Annotated in this window: 17 protein-coding genes; 7 read left to right on the top strand and 10 right to left on the bottom strand. The window is 57.5% G+C overall.

Going from position 1 to position 16,804, the window contains the following annotated elements; translation table 11 throughout:
• Positions 1–50: 50 nt before the first annotated feature.
• Genes modA through modC form a run of 3 tightly spaced genes read left to right on the top strand, consistent with a single transcriptional unit; the run spans position 51 to position 2,646 of the window.
• Positions 51–827: a molybdate ABC transporter substrate-binding protein gene (gene modA / locus FHR98_RS08385; protein WP_183416238.1), complete on the top strand. Its 777-nt coding sequence runs from the start codon at positions 51–53 to the stop codon at positions 825–827.
• Positions 824–1,522 carry a molybdate ABC transporter permease subunit gene (modB, locus tag FHR98_RS08380; protein WP_183416237.1) on the top strand — a complete coding sequence of 233 codons (699 nt, stop codon included), beginning with the start codon at positions 824–826 and terminating at the stop codon, positions 1,520–1,522. The genes modA and modB overlap by 4 nt, the downstream gene beginning before the upstream one ends.
• Positions 1,519–2,646: a molybdenum ABC transporter ATP-binding protein gene (gene modC / locus FHR98_RS08375; RefSeq protein ID WP_183416236.1), complete on the top strand. Its 1,128-nt coding sequence runs from the start codon at positions 1,519–1,521 to the stop codon at positions 2,644–2,646. The genes modB and modC overlap by 4 nt, the downstream gene beginning before the upstream one ends.
• On the opposite strand, the gene FHR98_RS08370 is transcribed toward modC, so the two are convergent.
• The gene (locus tag FHR98_RS08370) at positions 2,633–3,040 is read right to left on the bottom strand and encodes an META domain-containing protein (RefSeq protein ID WP_183416235.1); all 408 of its coding nucleotides are present in this window, start codon (positions 3,038–3,040) and stop codon (positions 2,633–2,635) included. The two genes, modC and FHR98_RS08370, sit on opposite strands and share 14 nt — an antisense overlap.
• 148 nt (positions 3,041–3,188) lie before the next feature.
• Between FHR98_RS08370 and FHR98_RS08365 the strand changes: the two genes are divergently transcribed.
• From FHR98_RS08365 to FHR98_RS08355, 3 genes are all read left to right on the top strand, one after another.
• The gene (locus tag FHR98_RS08365; RefSeq protein ID WP_183416234.1) at positions 3,189–4,067 is read left to right on the top strand and encodes a TIGR01459 family HAD-type hydrolase; all 879 of its coding nucleotides are present in this window, start codon (positions 3,189–3,191) and stop codon (positions 4,065–4,067) included.
• Between the two features lie 99 nt (positions 4,068–4,166).
• Positions 4,167–6,263 carry a hydantoinase/oxoprolinase family protein gene (locus FHR98_RS08360; RefSeq protein ID WP_183416233.1) on the top strand — a complete coding sequence of 699 codons (2,097 nt, stop codon included), beginning with the start codon at positions 4,167–4,169 and terminating at the stop codon, positions 6,261–6,263.
• A gap of 19 nt (positions 6,264–6,282) precedes the next feature.
• On the top strand, positions 6,283–8,016 hold the full coding sequence (locus tag FHR98_RS08355; protein ID WP_183416232.1) for a hydantoinase B/oxoprolinase family protein: 1,734 nt from the start codon (positions 6,283–6,285) through the stop codon (positions 8,014–8,016).
• A 34-nt stretch (positions 8,017–8,050) separates the two neighbouring features.
• On the opposite strand, the gene FHR98_RS08350 is transcribed toward FHR98_RS08355, so the two are convergent.
• From FHR98_RS08350 to FHR98_RS08320, 7 genes are all read right to left on the bottom strand, one after another.
• Positions 8,051–9,358 (bottom strand): TRAP transporter large permease, encoded by a 1,308-nt coding sequence (locus tag FHR98_RS08350; protein ID WP_183416231.1) that lies wholly within the window; start codon positions 9,356–9,358, stop codon positions 8,051–8,053.
• A 2-nt stretch (positions 9,359–9,360) separates the two neighbouring features.
• Positions 9,361–9,909 carry a TRAP transporter small permease gene (locus FHR98_RS08345; protein ID WP_221205805.1) on the bottom strand — a complete coding sequence of 183 codons (549 nt, stop codon included), beginning with the start codon at positions 9,907–9,909 and terminating at the stop codon, positions 9,361–9,363.
• Between the two features lie 89 nt (positions 9,910–9,998).
• A complete protein-coding gene (locus FHR98_RS08340) occupies positions 9,999–10,976 on the bottom strand; it encodes a TRAP transporter substrate-binding protein (protein ID WP_183416230.1) in 978 nt (325 codons plus the stop codon).
• Between the two features lie 243 nt (positions 10,977–11,219).
• A complete protein-coding gene (locus FHR98_RS08335; RefSeq protein ID WP_183416229.1) occupies positions 11,220–11,798 on the bottom strand; it encodes a thiamine pyrophosphate-dependent enzyme in 579 nt (192 codons plus the stop codon).
• 131 nt (positions 11,799–11,929) lie between these two features.
• Positions 11,930–12,736 (bottom strand): isocitrate lyase/PEP mutase family protein, encoded by an 807-nt coding sequence (locus tag FHR98_RS08330; RefSeq protein ID WP_183416228.1) that lies wholly within the window; start codon positions 12,734–12,736, stop codon positions 11,930–11,932.
• Positions 12,737–12,875: 139 nt separating this feature from the next.
• The gene (locus tag FHR98_RS08325; protein ID WP_183416227.1) at positions 12,876–13,400 is read right to left on the bottom strand and encodes a phosphonopyruvate decarboxylase; all 525 of its coding nucleotides are present in this window, start codon (positions 13,398–13,400) and stop codon (positions 12,876–12,878) included.
• A gap of 70 nt (positions 13,401–13,470) precedes the next feature.
• Positions 13,471–14,439 (bottom strand): zinc ABC transporter substrate-binding protein, encoded by a 969-nt coding sequence (locus FHR98_RS08320; protein WP_183416226.1) that lies wholly within the window; start codon positions 14,437–14,439, stop codon positions 13,471–13,473.
• A 164-nt stretch (positions 14,440–14,603) separates the two neighbouring features.
• On the opposite strand from FHR98_RS08320, the gene FHR98_RS08315 reads away from it, so the two are divergent.
• The gene (locus tag FHR98_RS08315) at positions 14,604–14,852 is read left to right on the top strand and encodes a hypothetical protein (RefSeq protein ID WP_183416225.1); all 249 of its coding nucleotides are present in this window, start codon (positions 14,604–14,606) and stop codon (positions 14,850–14,852) included.
• A gap of 84 nt (positions 14,853–14,936) precedes the next feature.
• Here FHR98_RS08315 and FHR98_RS08310 read toward each other — a convergent pair whose 3' ends face one another.
• Complete coding sequence (locus FHR98_RS08310) at positions 14,937–15,863, bottom strand: branched-chain amino acid ABC transporter permease (protein WP_322091239.1); 927 nt, start codon at positions 15,861–15,863, stop codon at positions 14,937–14,939.
• A gap of 32 nt (positions 15,864–15,895) precedes the next feature.
• The gene (locus tag FHR98_RS08305) at positions 15,896–16,786 is read right to left on the bottom strand and encodes a branched-chain amino acid ABC transporter permease (RefSeq protein ID WP_183416223.1); all 891 of its coding nucleotides are present in this window, start codon (positions 16,784–16,786) and stop codon (positions 15,896–15,898) included.
• Positions 16,787–16,804: the final 18 nt, after the last annotated feature.

Here is a 16,804-nt window from a genome sequence, read left to right as displayed (position 1 = left end):
CCGCTATATCCATACAAATATAGCGGTGAACTCTAAGGCGTCTTGCGAGCATGTTCAGATCAACCTTCTTCGCCATCTCGCTGTTGCTTGCGACAATGCTCGCCAGCAAGCTGGAAGCACAGGATCGCATCACGGTTTATGCGGCCGCAAGCTTGACGGACGTGTTACAGGAAATAGCTGAGGCCTATAAAATACAGACGGGACACGTACTGACATTCTCATTTGCCGGTTCCTCCACGCTTGCCCGACAAATCGAGCAAGGCGCTCCCGCCGATATTTTTGCGGCAGCCAACGAGGTTTGGATGACGTACCTTCAGGAACGCAACCTGATAGCGGCTGATAGTCAGCGTGTGTTCATCCATAATCGGCTGGCCGTCATCGCCGCCGTCGAAAGCGCCCTGGAACCTTTCACCATCGACAAGAGTACAGATTTTCTATCGCTTCTTGGTCGCGGCAACTGGATGGCGGTTGGCGACCCGGATCACGTGCCTGCCGGACTCTACGCAAAGCAGGCCCTCTCGCGGCTTGGAACATGGACCGCATTGGAGAACCATCTGGCGCGTGCAGATAACACGCGTGCCGCCCTTGTATTGGTCGAACGCGGCGAAGCGGCCATGGGGATTGTCTATGCGACAGACGCAGCAGCAAGCAATCGAGTCAAAGTGCTGGCAGTCTTCCCGGAGCACCTTCACGACCCTATTCGCTATCCTTTTGCCATTGTCGCCGGCCGCGACAGCAAATCTGCTCGCGCAGCGCTCGATTTTCTCGGTAGTGCGGCAGCTTTGGAAATTTATGACCGCGCTGGCTTTCCGGTTGATCGTCCATGAGCGATTACTGGCTTACAGCGGCTGAAACGGAAGCCTTGCTGCTGAGTTTGCGGGTGGCTGGCTTGGCCGTCATCATGGCCCTGCCCTTCGCACTTGTGACAGCACTCCTTCTGGCGCGAAAGGAGTTCCCGGGCAAGGCCATCGTCAACGGATTAGTGCATCTGCCACTGGTTCTGCCGCCGGTGGTCATGGGATACCTGTTGCTGATCACCTTTGGAACCCGCGCACCGCTTGGTGCCTGGCTGCTGGAGACCTTAGGTATCCGTTTTTCCTTTAGCTGGACCGGCGCGGTTCTGGCGGCAGGCATCATCACCTTCCCCTTTCAAGTTCGCGCCATACGGTTGGCCCTGGAGGCAATAGACAGCGGACTCGAAGTCGCCGCCGAGACACTGGGCGCGGGGCCGCTCGACCGCTTCACAACCATCACCTTGCCATTGGCGCTGCCGGGTGTCATCTCAGGCGCGATCACTGCTTTTGCTGCAAGTCTGGGGGAGTTTGGCGCCATCATCACGTTCGTGTCGAACATTCCGGGTGAGACCCGAACACTGCCGCTGGCAATCTACACGGCCATCCAAACACCCGGCGGCGAGGTCCTGGCTGCACGTCTCGCTCTGGTGTCGATCGCCCTAGCTTTCGGTGGGTTGCTCCTCTCCGAGGTGGCCGCCAAGCGCGTTCGGAGGCTGAGCGGCCGATGATTCTGGAAGTCTCTTTCGAATTGGACCGACGCGGCTTCCCGCTATCCATCGATTTTGCCGCCGAAGCGCGCGGCATTACGGCGATCTTCGGCCCGTCCGGCGCAGGTAAGACGACCTTGATCAACGTGATTGCCGGTTTGATTCGACCGGATAAGGGGAAAATTTGCCTTGCTGGTGAGACGCTCTACGACAGCGAGACAAAACTCTATGTGCCGACCAGAGGGCGGCGGATCGGCTATGTTTTTCAAGATGGCAGACTCTTTCCGCACCTGAAGGTCCGAGACAACCTGCTTTACGGTTGGCGCCGCAGGGGAAAGCCCGTTCCCGAGCATGAAATCGACAAAATTGTCGAACTGTTGGGTATCGGGTCACTATTGATGCGCCGACCGGCTGGTTTATCCGGTGGCGAACGTCAACGCGTTGCACTGGGACGGGCGTTACTGTCAGGGCCGAAATTGCTGCTGCTCGACGAGCCCCTGGCGGCGTTGGATCATTCGCGCAAGGAGGAAATTCTTCCCTATCTTGAAGGTCTACGGGATGAAGCACGCGTGCCCATTCTAGTGGTAAGTCATTCGATAGAAGAGGTTACCCGGCTCGCCGACAACATGGTTCTTCTGAACAACGGTAAGGTGGCGGCCAGCGGGTCGGTATCGGGCATCATGTCGAGGCTAGATCTCTTTCCGCTCACTGGGCGCTTCGAAGCTGGTGCGGTCATTGACTGTCTGATCGAACGTCAGGACAGCGCATTCAATTTGACGGAACTACGCTTTGACCACGGCAGCCTTACGGTACCGGGGCTACAGGGGCGACCGGGCGATTCAGTGCGCGTGCGCATCCGAGCTCGGGATATCATCCTGGCGCTTGCGCCTCTTTCGGAAGTCAGCGCCAACAATCAAATCGCCGCCAAGGTCGTCGAGATTCGCCAAGACCCGGGCCCCTATGTCGATGTTTCGCTGGGCTGCGGCAATACGACCTTACTGGCGCGCGTCACGCGCAAATCCAAGGAGCGTCTAAATTTGAGGCCTGGACTGGACATCTTTGCGGTCGTGAAGTCCGTCACCGTCGAGCGTCGCGGTGGCCGTAGCGCACGGCCTGCCCCGGCTTCTACGCCTACAGACGCCTAAGACGAACCAGAGTGCGACCGTCTTCTGCGAGCAATAGAAGATCGCCGCCCTCTTCACGATAGGCCCCTACTTTCTGGAGCAGTGCCAAATACAGCGCCTCCTGTTCGCCTGCAGCGCCACTACAGGCCATCCTTGTTGACACAAGACGCCCGAAACGAAGCCCGAAACCATCGACTTGTGCCGACCCTAGAAAGCTGTTGCATCCGGTATCGCCGCTAACACTGACCGCGCTTTCGAATGTCAGGGATGCCGTTTGGTCGGGCAACGTTGCCTGGCCGCCGATACTCTCTGCGATCCAAGTCGTGCCGGTTAGCGGATTCTCTCCCATTTCCTGTGATGAGGCACAGCCAACGAGTAGTAACGCCGCGGTAATAACGATTCCAGTCAATCTCATAGTCTTTCCTCGCGGTCCAACACCCGCCCCTCTTCCCGAACAGGAGGATGGAATAGCAGCCAACAACGGGCCCCGTCGAAAGAAAAATTTGCACCCACTGCGCTCGTCACTTCCCTGAGCGACCAAGCTGTGCCAAAAGGCAGGCATCATGAGTGAAGCTATTTCCAATATTCAGGGCCTGCGTGAACTTGCCGGTCGACATCAGGGATACATCGTCGATCTGTGGGGCGTCCTACATGACGGTGTGACAGCTTTTCCAGCCGCCGTTGAGGCTGTCAGGAATCTAAAGACGCAAGGTGGTCGCATCCTGATCCTGTCAAACGCGCCACGGCGGTCCAGTGAAGTCGCCGAGCGGTGCAGGGAACTTGGTATCGACCAAAGCTGCTATCATGCGCTGCTGTCTTCGGGCGAAGACGCTTGGCAGAATCTCCGATCCCGCAGGGACCCCTGGTATGCGCGCTTGGGCCGCATTTGCTACCACTTGGGGCCGGAACGCGACCACGGCATGCGCGATGGCCTGGACCTAGACTTTACGCATGACCCCGTAGAGGCGGATTTTATCTTGAATACCGGTGGTCATGGTGCCGAAGACACAGTCGGGAGCTACCAAGCGATCATCGACGCTTGTCTGTCACAGAGCCTGCCCATGATTTGCGCAAATCCGGACCTGGAAGTCATTCGCGGCGGTCGGCGGGAAATATGCGCCGGAGCCGTAGCAGGCCGTTACGAGGAACTGGGCGGCGAGGTTCGCTACCATGGTAAGCCACATCCTCCGATCTATGAGTCGGCGATGCATTTGTTGGGCCTGGATAACCCAAGGGACGTTCTGTGCATCGGCGATTCCTTGCGAACCGATATTGCAGGCGCCAACGCCAGTGGCATGGGCAGCCTTTGGGTCCTCGACGGAATTCATGCGGAAACCTTGGGTATGACGGACGGTCGTATGCCGCAGGAAGAGCGGATGGCAGCCATCTGCAAGGCCCATGGCCACAAGCCAAACTTCGCCATTCCCACTTTGCGCTGGTGACCCTCGTTTCCGAGCTTTGCAAAGCACTTTGCCTTCGTCTAGGGTCTCTTACTTGCAATCTTGTAAGTGCCTCAATTGAGACCTGGGAGAAGAAGCGTAATGGCGCAGTCGAATGGCAGTGGCGCTCGTCTTGCAGTGGACATCGGCGGTACGTTTACGGACGTAGCGCTTGAGCATGGCGATCAACTAACCACCACTAAGACGTTGACGACCCCTCGCGCGCCGGAACAAGGCGTATTGACGGGCATTGCCAAGGTGTTGGCCGACGCCAAGCTTTCTCCCGCAGATATCGCGATCCTGATTCATGGAACAACTCTCGCCACCAACGCACTGATCGAACGCAAGGGCGCAAAAACAGCGTTGATTTGCACGGAAGGCTTCCGGGATTCCCTGGAAATGGCCTATGAAAACCGTTTTGAGCAATACGACATCAATGTTGACCGCCCAAAACCCCTGGTGCCCAGGCACTTGCGGTTACCGGTTACCGAGCGAATATCAGCCAGCGGCGATGTTCTGATCGAACTGGCGGAAGATACGGTTCATGCGCTGATCCCGGTCCTGCGCAAGGAGAAGATCGAGAGCGTCGCCATCGGCCTTATCCACGGCTATGCCAATCCGGTGCACGAACTGCGAATTGCGGAGATCCTCCGCCGCGAGTTGCCCGGCATTTCGCTATCATTGGCTAGCGAAGTCTGCCCGGAAATCCGTGAATACGAGCGCCAATCGACAACCTGTGCGAATGCCTACGTCCAACCCTTGATGGCTCGCTACCTGAAGGAATTGGAGCTGGCCCTGCAGCAACGCGGCTTTTCCTGCCCCTTCTTCCTGATCACCTCCGGCGGTGGCCTGACCGACCTGGAAACCGCGCGGAGACTCCCCATCCGCCTCGTGGAATCCGGCCCGGCGGGCGGCGCCATCTTGGCCAGCCGCGTTGCCCTGGAATTGGGTTTGGAAAGTGTGCTGAGCTACGACATGGGAGGTACGACCGCGAAGGTTTGCCTGATTGACGATGGCTTGCCATTGAAAAGCCGGACCTTCGAGGTCGATCGCGCCTATCGTTTCATGAAGGGCTCTGGATTGCCCGTCCGAATTCCGGTCATTGAGATGGTGGAGATTGGCGCAGGTGGCGGCTCAATCGCTGCCATCGATTCACTGGGGCGCATCGCCGTTGGACCAGAGAGTGCGGGTTCGGAGCCCGGTCCCGCCTGCTATGGTCTGGGCGGTACCGAACCAACCGTTACGGATGCCGATACTGTCCTCGGGCGCATCGATCCGAGCGTCTTCTCGGGTGGCTCTGTCAATCTTGATCCTGAGAAGGCTGCCGCCGCCGTTGCCCAAGCCATCGGCGATAAACTGAATATGGATCAGGATTTGGCGGCGTTCGGCATCGTCGAGATGGTGGACGAAAACATGGCGAATGCGGCGCGTGTCCACGCTATTGAATGGGGAAAGGATGTCGCCAGCCGCACAATGATCGCCTTTGGCGGCGCCGCCCCGCTTCACGCAGCGCGGCTTGGCGAAAAGCTGGAAATAGATCGCATTGTGATTCCTACAGGTGCCGGCGTCGGCTCGGCCATCGGGTTCTTGAAGGCACCGGTCGCCTATGAGGTGGTGCGCAGCCGCTATATGCGGCTCTCGTCCTTCGATGCCAAGGTTGCCAACGCGGTTATGGAAGAGATGCGCGCCGAGGCGCAGGCGATCCTCGATCAAGGCGCTCCCGGCGCAGCTTTGGTGGAAACAGCTGAAGCCTTCATGCGTTATCATGGCCAGGGCCACGAGATCAGCGTGGCCATCCCAACCGGGCGTCTGACTGAAGTACATGGACGCGAGCTTCGGCAGGCATTCACCACGGCCTATGAAGCGCTCTATGGCCGTTCAATTCCCGGCATGGATATAGAGGTTTTGAGTTGGACACTGACGCTCTCAACCAAACCCGAACCCGTGACAGTCATTGAACCGACCGAGACATCAAGCGGAAGCTTGCTTGCCAAGGGAACCCGTAGTCTCTTCGATCCAGGACTGGGCAAACGTGTGGAAGCGGCCGTCTACTGGCGCGACGACCTCTCACCCGGTCATCGAATCCAAGGCCCCGCCGTTGTTGTCGAGGCCCAAACGACAACGGTGATCTCCGCAGCCTTTGAAGCTGAGGTCAACGCGCGTGGTTATGTTATTCTCGAAAGGCGCAGGAACGCCTGATGTTGCAAGGAGCCGTTGCATGAGCAAGGAAACCGCGCTCGCGGAAATCCGCAAGCAAATCATGTGGAACCGCTTGCTTTCCGTAGTCGAAGAGCAGGCACAGACCCTGATCCGCACCGCTTTTTCGACCTCCGTGCGTGAGGCCGGCGATCTTTCGGCCGGTGTCTTCGACACCACCGGGCGGATGTTGGCGCAGGCCGTTACCGGCACACCTGGTCACGTCAATGCAATGGCGGCCAGTGTCGGTTTCTTTCTAGAGAAGTTCCCGATCGACACGATGCGCGAAGGCGATGTCTTCATTACTAACGACCCCTGGCTGGGGACCGGACATCTGCACGATTTTACCGTCGTCACACCAACCTTTCTGAACGGTAGCGTCGTCGCGCTATTTGCCTCGACCAGCCACGTGGTGGATGTAGGGGGGCGCGGCTTTGGTCCCGACGGACGACAAGTTTACGAGGAAGGCGTCTGCGTGCCGATCATGCATTTGGCCCATGCCGGCGTCATGAACCAGTCACTGCTAGAGATGGTTCGTGCCAACGTACGAGAGCCGGTTCAGGTAGAAGGCGATCTTTACTCACTTGCCGCTTGCAATGAGACCGGCAGTCGGCGCCTGGTCGCCATGATGGCAGAGTTCGACATGGAAACGCTAACCGAACTCGCGGATTTTGTTATCGAGCGGTCCCACCAGGCAATGCTGGACGAGATAGCCAAGCTGCCAAAGGGCACCTACCGCAACAAAATGCGAATTGACGGCTATGAAAAGGAGGTCGATCTCGTTGCTGCACTCACCGTTAAGGACGATGGGATCGAGGTAGATTTCGAAGGCACATCCGGTGTCTCAACTTATGGCATCAATGTCCCCCTGACCTACACCCAAGCTTACGCCAGTTTTGGCGTGCGTTGCATCATCGGCGGAAAGGTCCCCAATAACGCGGGATCACTGTCGGCCGTGCGCGTCACCGCGCCGGAAGGGTGCCTGTTGAATGCGCCCCACCCCTGTGCGGTCGCTGCGCGTCATGCGATTGGACAGATGCTGCCTGATGTGGTTCTCGGGTGTCTGGAGCCCGCTCTGGAGGGCGGCGTGCCGGCCGAGGGTACCTCTTGTCTCTGGAATCCGATGCTACTCGGCGGACATGGATTGGTGGGCGATGCGGATTACGGATCAGCGACGCCGTTCGCCATCAATGTGTTCCATGCCGGCGGCACGGGTGCGCGGATAGGCAAAGATGGCCTCTCAGCGACGGCCTTCCCTTCGGGGGTAAGGAACACACCGGTCGAAGTCACCGAGACGATCAGTCCCTTGATCGTATGGCGTAAGGAGTATCGCGAGGATTCAGGCGGCGCGGGACGGTATCGCGGCGGCCTGGGGCAAGTCATGGAGATCAGTCATCTGGAGGGGGCCCCCTTTGCGATCTCAGCGATGTTTGACAGGTGCATACACCCGCCACGCGGACGCCAGGGCGGTGCGAATGGAATGATTGGCAAGCTACGCCAGGATGACGGAACCATGATGCGCGGGAAGGGACGCCAACCCATTCCCGCCGGGCGTAAGCTGATCATGGAAATGCCCGGCGGCGGTGGACTTGGAGATGCTTTTGCGCGCCCCTTGGAAGAGGTCGCGGCGGACGTGCGCAGCGGCTTTGTGTCTCCTGAAGAAGCGCGCCGCAGCTACGGGGTTATCGTCCGTGTCGACGGCCATCTGGACGAAGCGGCCAGCCTGAAACTCCGCTCCAGCGCCGCTGCAGAATAATAGTCGGGGCGCCGCAGCCCCCACCCTACCCCATTTAGTTCCGAGCAGTCGCTGCTTGCGGTAACCAAGTGGCCAGCTCTGGCACGGCAATGAGGATACCGACGGCCAAAACCATGAGCAGGAAGAAGGGGAACGCTGCCCAGGCGATGTAGAGAATATTTCTTCCGGTCAATCCTTGAAGGACGAAAAGGTTAAACCCGACCGGCGGCGTGATTTGGCTCATTTCCACCACCAGAACGACATAAACGCCGAACCAGATTAGGTCTATTCCGGCCGCCTCCACCATTGGCAGAATTACCGACGTTGTCAGCACCACGACTGAAATGCCATCCAAAAAGCATCCCAGAACGACAAAGAAGACGGTTAAGGCCGCCAACAGAAGATAAGGCGACAGGTTCATCTCGTTGATGAACTCCGCCATGGTCCGCGGCAATCCCGTAAAGCCCATCGCCACCGACAGGAAGCCTGCACCCGCCAAGATGAAGGCGATCATGCAAGAGGTTCGTGTCGCCCCCATCAGGCTGTCGAGAAAGGTCGGCCAATTCAGCGAACCCGTCAGCCATGACAGTAAAAGTGCGCCGAGAACGCCGATCGCTGCTGCCTCGGTCGCCGTGGCCCAACCAAAATAGATAGAGCCGATGACAAAAACGATGATCATCAGGATTGGTATCAAACGCCGCGAGGCCCAAATCTTTTCGCGGAAGCTCATGACGATATGCGCAGTTGGCGTTTTGCTGGGATTGAGCAGGGCCCAGATAGCGGTGTACCCCATGAACAACGCCGCCAGAACAATCCCCGGTAACACACCCGCCAGGAAAAGCCGGACAATCGAGACCTCCGCCGACACGCCGTAAACAATCAGTATGATCGAGGGTGGAATGAGCAGGCCCAAGGTGCCGGAGCCTGCCAGAGATCCGATGGACATACGTTCATCGTAACCACGGCCCGCCAATTCTGGCACCGACATCTTTCCGACCGTCATAGCCGTCGCCGCAGACGAGCCCGAAACGGCCGCAAAGACGGCGCACCCCAAGATGTTCACATGCAAGAGGCTGCCGGGTAGCTTCGCCACCCAAGGCGCCAAACCTTGGAACATGTCTTCGGAAAGCTTGGTCCTGAACAGAATCTCGCCCATCCAAACGAAAAGCGGTAGGGCTGTCAGCGTCCAACTGGCGCTGTTCCCCCAAATCGTCGTGGCCATGATCAGGCCGGGCGGCGCACTGGAGAAAAGTAGGATGGCAATCAACCCAATTCCGGCAAGGGACATGGCGACCCACAACCCTGCCCCCAGGAAGAAGAACAGCAACACGACCAGCAGGATGGATTCCGTTATGAGTTCCATCCTCAGTGCCCCGTCTTCGTCGTCGCGTCGGGTTTAGCCAATACGACATCGGCGCTGTCTTCAAAACTTGGCGTATTGCCCTGCAGCAGATTTACCAGCTCGTCGACGATGGCAACCGTCAACATCGCCAAACCGAACAACATTGCGGACTGAGGGATTGCCAACGGAATTCCGAGGAGCCCGTCCGACACCTCACCAAACCTCAGCGAATCCTTCACGAGCAGTGCGGTGTACCAGGTCGAGTAAGCAAGCAAAGCTCCGCCTGCGACCAGCACCAGAATGTCGAAGAAACGGCGCAGTTTCAGCGGTAGGACCGAGAGTACGAGCGTAACCCTGATATGGCTCCCAGCCCGGAAGGAGTAAGCAAGAGCCAAGAATGTCGAACCGGCCATGAAGAAGCCCGCCATCTCATTTGCAGCGGGTACCAGGACGCCAAAAAAGCGTCCGACAATCTGAGCCAGAATAAGAATAGCAATACCGGCGAGCAGTATTGCGGCGATATATCCACACACGCGGTAAAGCCGATCAAGCGAAGTTCTGATCAAGGACATTCCTTTTCGACAGCTCCAAATTTCTCGGCACGCAGAAATGAGAAACGGCCGGTTAGCCCAGGCTAACCGGCCGATCTTCAACGACTATTTTACATCGCCTTGTATGCGTCAAGCAGGCGCTGACCGTTTTCGCCGGCCTTTTCCTGCCATTCCTTGGTCATCTGAGCGCCGATCTTCTCCAGGTCAGCGATCAATGAAGCGGGCGGATCCAAGACCGCCATACCGTTGTCGCCAAGTTCCTTGACGGCATTGGCGGCTTCAACCTTGGACTGCTCCCAAGCGCGTTTCTCGGCCGCTGCTGAGGCATCGAGCACGGCTTGCTTGGTTTTGTCATCGAGGGCCGCAAAAGCATCCTTGTTCACGAATACGAGGTTCTTCGGGTGCATGGCATCGGTCTTGTAAAACACCTTCAAGAAGTCCCATGACTTGACGTCGACCCCCGTGGTCGCTGACGTCAGCATCGCGCTAACGAGACCTGTTGAGAAAGCCTGGGGCACCTCGGCATACTGCACTGTCGTGGGAACGGCGCCCATCAGCTCTGCAAGACGAGAGGTTGCCGCGTTGTACGCACGGAATTTCACGCCCTGCATCTGCGAGGTAGAGCTAATTTCCTCTTGGTTGTAGAGGCCCTGACCCGGCCATACCCCGCTAAACAGCGGCATCAAGTTCTCTTCCGCCAACACGTCTGTCAGCACGGGCTTTTGCGCCTCCCAAAGCTTCCAGGCGTTGTCATATCCGGTTGCCAGGAACGGAACGCCGTCGACTTCGAAAATCGCATTCTCATTGCCATAAGCAGACAGGAGGATTTCACCGATCTGGGCTTGACCGGTGCGAACTGCCCGCTTGATCTCCGGCATCTTGAAAAGCGAAGCACCGCTATGAACCGTGATCTTCAACTCTCCACCGGACATTTTCTCAACGTCCGCCGCGAATTGCCGCACGTTCTGCGTCAGAAAGTTACCATCCGGATAAGGCGTGGGCATGTCCCAGGTCGTTTCCGCCGAAGCACCGACGCCATAGGTGGAAAGCCCTCCTGCCATCAATGCGACGGCCAGAATTTTACGCATTTTGATTATCTCCCTATTCTGCTCTTGTGAAATACCCCACCGTCGGTTGAGAGCTACAGTCCCACGACCGACAGGAAAACCTGCGCGGAAACGCTAACGGGTGACGGTGGGGGCGTCAACAAGCCAGACCGCCGCGACTACCTTGGTCGTCAGTCGAAATTTGATTTTTGAAAACTCGCTATGGTTGTAACCGTTAAAGGCAGTCAAGTTCTGGATCGTCGAGCAATCAGCGCCTTGTGCCTGTCACGCCGCCATGACTGCTGCGCGAAAGCGCAAACGCAGGGTGGCGCCGTCTCGCTCCGGCAAAACCCTGGCCTGTTCACCGGCAGCCACCTTCAGCACCGCCATGACCGGCCCCTTTTCAAGCAGCAACTTCTTTCGCAGGTCGGACAGCTCACCAGGCTGGCTATAAGTGCCGGCTGCTGGGAAACCGCAGGACTTCGCAACATCGGCAATCTTCACGGTATTGCCGCTGTGACTTTTTTGCCCTCCGGTTTCGCCGTAGCGCTCGTTATCCAGGACCAGAACTCCCAGGTTCTCGGGGCCCTTCACCGCAGCACTGGCGAGAGACCCTAACCCCATCAGCATTTCCCCATCTCCGGTGACAACGAGAATTCGGCGTTTGGGCTGAGCCAGAGCTAAGCCCAGGCCAATCATCACGGCGCTGCCCATTGCTCCCCAAAGATAAAAGTTTAATGGATGATCGCCGGCCGCAGCCACGTCATAAGTCGGTGTTCCAAGCCCCGTCACAACAGCCAAGTCCGCTGGACGATTCTCAAGAATCCGAGCGACGGCTTGACGGCGATCGACTGTATAGATCATGTCATCTGACATCGCCCTGCCTCGTTAAACGACCATCTATCAATTCCGCGCCGTCGTTCTGCGGGAGTTGAAAAGGTGTGAAGCGCATTATGACCAGTCACCTTTTGCCTGGAAACAACTCTAGCACCAGTTCAGCCGTCAATCAGCGCCGAGAGTTCCGCCGCGCCGATCGTCGCTTTGAGCCGTCGCAGGTCTCCATCGTCAAGCATCGCCCGTGCAGCAACGACTATGGCTCGGTGTGTTACACGAGCCAGCGAACCGCCGATCGAGATCCGTGCCGCCCCCATGGCGCCGATTTCAGACACCGGGCGGTCGAGCATCGGGGGCGCTGCAAGCACATTGACCGCCGGGCCAATCGCCGTCAGCCGCCGGGTCGTAGCCTCATCGACAACGGGGGCGTAGATCACTTCGGCACCTGCTGCCGCAAAAGCTTCACACCGGCGCACGGCCTCGTCCTGGTCATAGGATCGACGCAGCCATCCATCCGCCCGGGCGGTCAGCACGATGTCAACATCCAGCGCCGCCGAAACAGCCGCCTCGATCCGGGCAACAGCCAGATCGAACGGATAGGCATCCTCGGCTGGCAACGCGATATCCTCGATCGACGCCCCGGCCAATCCTGCCGCGGCCGCCAGGCGCACGGTTTCAGCCACAACTTCAGGATCGTCGCCGTATCCATTCTCGAAATCACCGCTGACCGGCACATCGACAGCAGCGGCCAGCGTTGCGGCATGGTTGATTGCCGTCGCCCGGTCCATTGCCCCACCGTCGGGAATGCCGAGCGTAAAGGCATATCCCGATGACGTGGTGGCAATCGCCTTCGCCCCCAACGCTACCAGCAGCTTTGCCGACCCAATATCCCACGGATTGGGCATCACCAGCGGCACGCCGGGCACATGGAGTGCCCGAAAGGCTTGAACTTTCTCGCCGCGGTTCATTTTGGCCTCCTGTCGTTTACCATCGTTCCCATATGACATGCCTCCTTTGAACGTACAGTCGCAGTAGGCAGCGTCCCTAGCAAATGCCTTCCCCTGGTTCGTATGTAGTCAGCGTTCCGCTGCCATCCGAAAATGCGGGTTAGAACCTTTTGGCTCCAAGCAGGCGTTGTCCCAGCAAAACCGCGACCCGTTGTTTCCCCTCGAAAACCAAAGCCAAGGCCGATTGTAGTGTCTCTGCTACCTCGGTCGCTTGATCAGCGCGAAGAACCAAGAACCCCATCTCACCCAGAACCTTCGGCGTTGCCTGGCCCATCGGCATCTGCCAGGCATTCACCTCTCCCCACTCACCGCGCATTGTGACTAAAGCCAAGAAGGGAAATCCGCAAAGGCTCAGAAGTGAGAAGGTGTTGATGCAATTGCCAACACCACTGGATTGCATGAGGAGCGCGCCGCGCTGTCCACCGAGATCGGCGCCCGCAAGCAAACCAACGCCTTCCTCTTCGGTCGTCAGTACGCTCGTTGTGATCTCCGGATCGTCCAGGCAAGCCGCTATCAACTGTTTATGTCCAGCGTCCGGCACATAGCCGACTTGCCGAATATCCCAGGCTTTGAACGACGCATAAATTTCCTGCGGCCAATTGATACCGCGGTCTGCATCCGACATGCAGCCACTCCTATAGAGGGATGTCCTAGGCTGAAACCCTAGACAGCAAACAGCGGGCCGCGCAAGGTCATCACTGGTTCCCGCCCAGACATTTTGCCAGAGCGGCAGCGTTACGCTCCATCAAGGTGAAGTACAGCTCCGGCCCATCCTCCAAATCAGCGCCCAGCGGGTCGATTTCCGCCACCTTCACTTGCAGGCCTTCGGTGATAATGGAGACAATCTCCGGCTTGAACTGCGGCTCGACAAAAATGCAACCTGCGCCACTGGCTTTCAAAAGCTCGCGCACTTCACGTACGCGCCGGGCGCCCGGCTGGCGATCCGGTGACAAGATCACGACACCCACCTCGTTCAAGTCGAACGCACGTTGCAGATACTGGAAACCATCGTGAAACACCAGATAGCCTTTGTCCTTGACTGGCGCCAACCGACTTTCCATCGACCGTTCCAAAGCATCAAGCCGAACCAGCGTTTTCTGTGCATTGTCTGCGTAGAGTGATTCATTCGACGGGTCGTGTTGCGAAAGCAACGTTGCGGCAAGACTCACAATCGCCCGGGCATTGCCCAGATCAAGCCAAAGATGTGGGTCGTAATCGTCCTCATTATGATGATCATGCCCCTCTGGGGCAGAATCACTGCCCTGGGACCCCAAGTTATGTGCATCGTGGGCTTCGGCGTGCTCTCTATAGGCCAGCAGCCCAATACCGTCCGAGGCCGCCAGCGAAACCACCGCGGCAGAATGCGGCAGTGCCTCAAGAGGTCCTTCCAAGAACTGCTCAAGGTTTCGTCCCACCCAAATCAGGAGATCCGCTCCCTCAAGGGCGCGAGCGTCCGATGGGCTCAGGTTGAAGCTATGCGGTGACCCGCCACCGCGCACGAGAAGATAGGGCTCCCCCACGCCCTCCATCACGGCCGCAACTAATGAGTTAATCGGTTTGATCGAGACCACTACGGCCGGCTCGGCACGTGACTGTCTGGGGAAAACGCTTGCTGTCAGAAATATTGCCGCAGCAACGACACAGATGGCTAAAGGCCTGAACATCAAAAAGTATCCCTTGGCGTAAATTGCTTCTCACGAATTGTTATAACATAACAATTCTACCGCGCAAGGTTACCTTTCTGACAAGATCATTTCGGCATCTAAGCCTGCAACCATTTTGTATGAGAAACGCGCCTTTCCCGCTAGCCAATCATGGAATCGTCGAGATGCCACGGCAAACCAGCGGGTCTATCGATATGTCCGGTTGGTTTGAAGATAGTGCCGGAGACTCCTTCTCACTCAGCATGACGAGTGGGCCGTCGTGGGCGTCGGTCAGTGGCTCTACTCTGAATCTTTCAACGCCAAATGTGACCGGTCCTAAAGGTGCCTCGATTACCGAGAATGTCACCATCTCTGCGACGGATCAAAGTGGTGCGTCGTCGAGCATCACATTCGCTGTTCAAGTGAACAAATAGATAGGCGATAGCTAGCTAAAGAAAACGGGCGCTTCTGTGTTTGAGAAGCGCCCGTTTTCTCTTATAGCGATGTTGGCTGCGGGGCTATCGCTTGAGGCGTTCCGCGATCTCGCCGACGATTCCGCGCCGGAAGGCCAACACGCAAACCACAAATATCACACCTGTGATCACGGTAACCCAGGAGCCTACGCTGGCTAGATAGTTCTGTAACACCACCAACAAGCCGGCCCCAATCACCGGGCCGAATATCGTCCCCACGCCGCCAACCAATGTCATCAACACGACCTCGCCGGACATCTGCCAATGCACATCCGTCAGCGTTGCGGCCTGGAAGACGATCGCTTTTGTGCCCCCGGCAACGCCGGTAAAAGCGGCCGATATGACGAAGGCTGCGATCTTGTAATGCGTTACGCGATATCCCAGGGAGATAACGCGATTCTCATTCTCGCGGATCGCCTTCAGGACTTGACCGAAAGGCGAGTTGATCGTGCGGTAGATAACCAGGAACCCGAAAAGAAACACCCCAACCACGAAGTAGTACATGTTTAGAGTGTCGGATAAATCCACCAATCCCAGGAGAAATCCCCGCGGAATTCCCTGAATTCCATCTTCGCCGTGGGTGAACGGTGCTTGAATGCTGAAAAAGTACACCATCTGTGCCAGTGCGAGCGTGATCATCGCAAAGTAGATGCCCTGGCGTCGCGTTGCCAGAGAACCGATCACCAACCCCAACACAGCGGCAACCAGAGCCCCTGCTATGATCCCAACCTCTGGTGTCAATCCCCACACCTTGACCGAATGGCCGGTTACATAGGCCGCCATCCCGAAGAAGGCGGCGTGCCCGAATGACAACAACCCGACATACCCCAGCATCAAATTGAAGGCGCAGGCAAACAGCGCGAAACACAACAGCTTCATCACAAACACGGGATAAATGCCAATGAAAGGGGCCAGCAGCAACAGCAAGATACCCAGCGCTATCAATGCCTTGCGAATCTTATTCGCCCCCATCCCGGTGTCCTGCTTAGACGACGCTATATCGGTCATGTCCGAGGCCTCCCAAAAAGTCCATGCGGACGCAACACCAAGACGATTGCCATAAGCACAAAGACCACCACCGCAGACCCTTCAGGGTAGAAGGTCTTGGTCAAGCCTTCGATGATACCGACTCCCAAGCCTGTGATAATGGACCCCATAATAGACCCTAATCCACCGATTACGACGATGGCGAAGACAACGATAATCACCTGCTGCCCCATCAGCGGACTAACCTGATAGATCGGCGCGGCGAGAACGCCCGCGACCCCGGCCAGTGCGACGGCAAACCCAAACGCCATCGTCATCAGCAAAGGCACGTTGATGCCAAAGGCGCGCACCAATTGCTGGTTCTCGACAGCGGCCCGCAGGTAGGCGCCAAAACGGGTGCGCTCTACCAGGAACCAGGTCCCGAAACAGATAATAAGCGAGGCAATGATAACCCAGCCTCGGTAAATCGGCAGGAACATGAACCCGAGATTGTAGCCGCCGCTGAGAATATCGGGGATAGGATAAGGCTGACCGGAAACGCCGTACCCATTGCGGAAAAGGCCCTCGATAATCAGCGCAAGGCCGAATGTGAGCAATAGCCCGTATAGGTGATCCAGTTTGTAAAGGCGGCTCAACATGGTTTTCTCCATGAGAACGCCCAGCGCCCCCACGGCGATAGGCACCAAGACCAAAGCCGGCCAATAACCAATTCCCAGATAGTTGAGCAGCATCCAGGCTACGAACGCCCCCGTCATATAAAGAGCGCCGTGTGCAAAATTGATAACGTTCAGCATGCCGAAAATCACGGCAAGACCAAGGCTCAGCAACGCGTAAAAAGAGCCGTTGATCAAGCCAAGCAATAGCTGTCCGAAGAGTACGGCGGCGGGCACGCCCAGCAATTCTTGCATTCCATCGTTCCTCTACTG

This window comes from Limibacillus halophilus (genome assembly GCF_014191775.1).
Taxonomy (GTDB): Bacteria; Pseudomonadota; Alphaproteobacteria; order Kiloniellales; family CECT-8803; genus Limibacillus; species Limibacillus halophilus.
The sequence above is the reverse complement of the archived record's forward strand: the minus strand, read 5'-3'. Positions and strand labels throughout refer to the sequence as shown.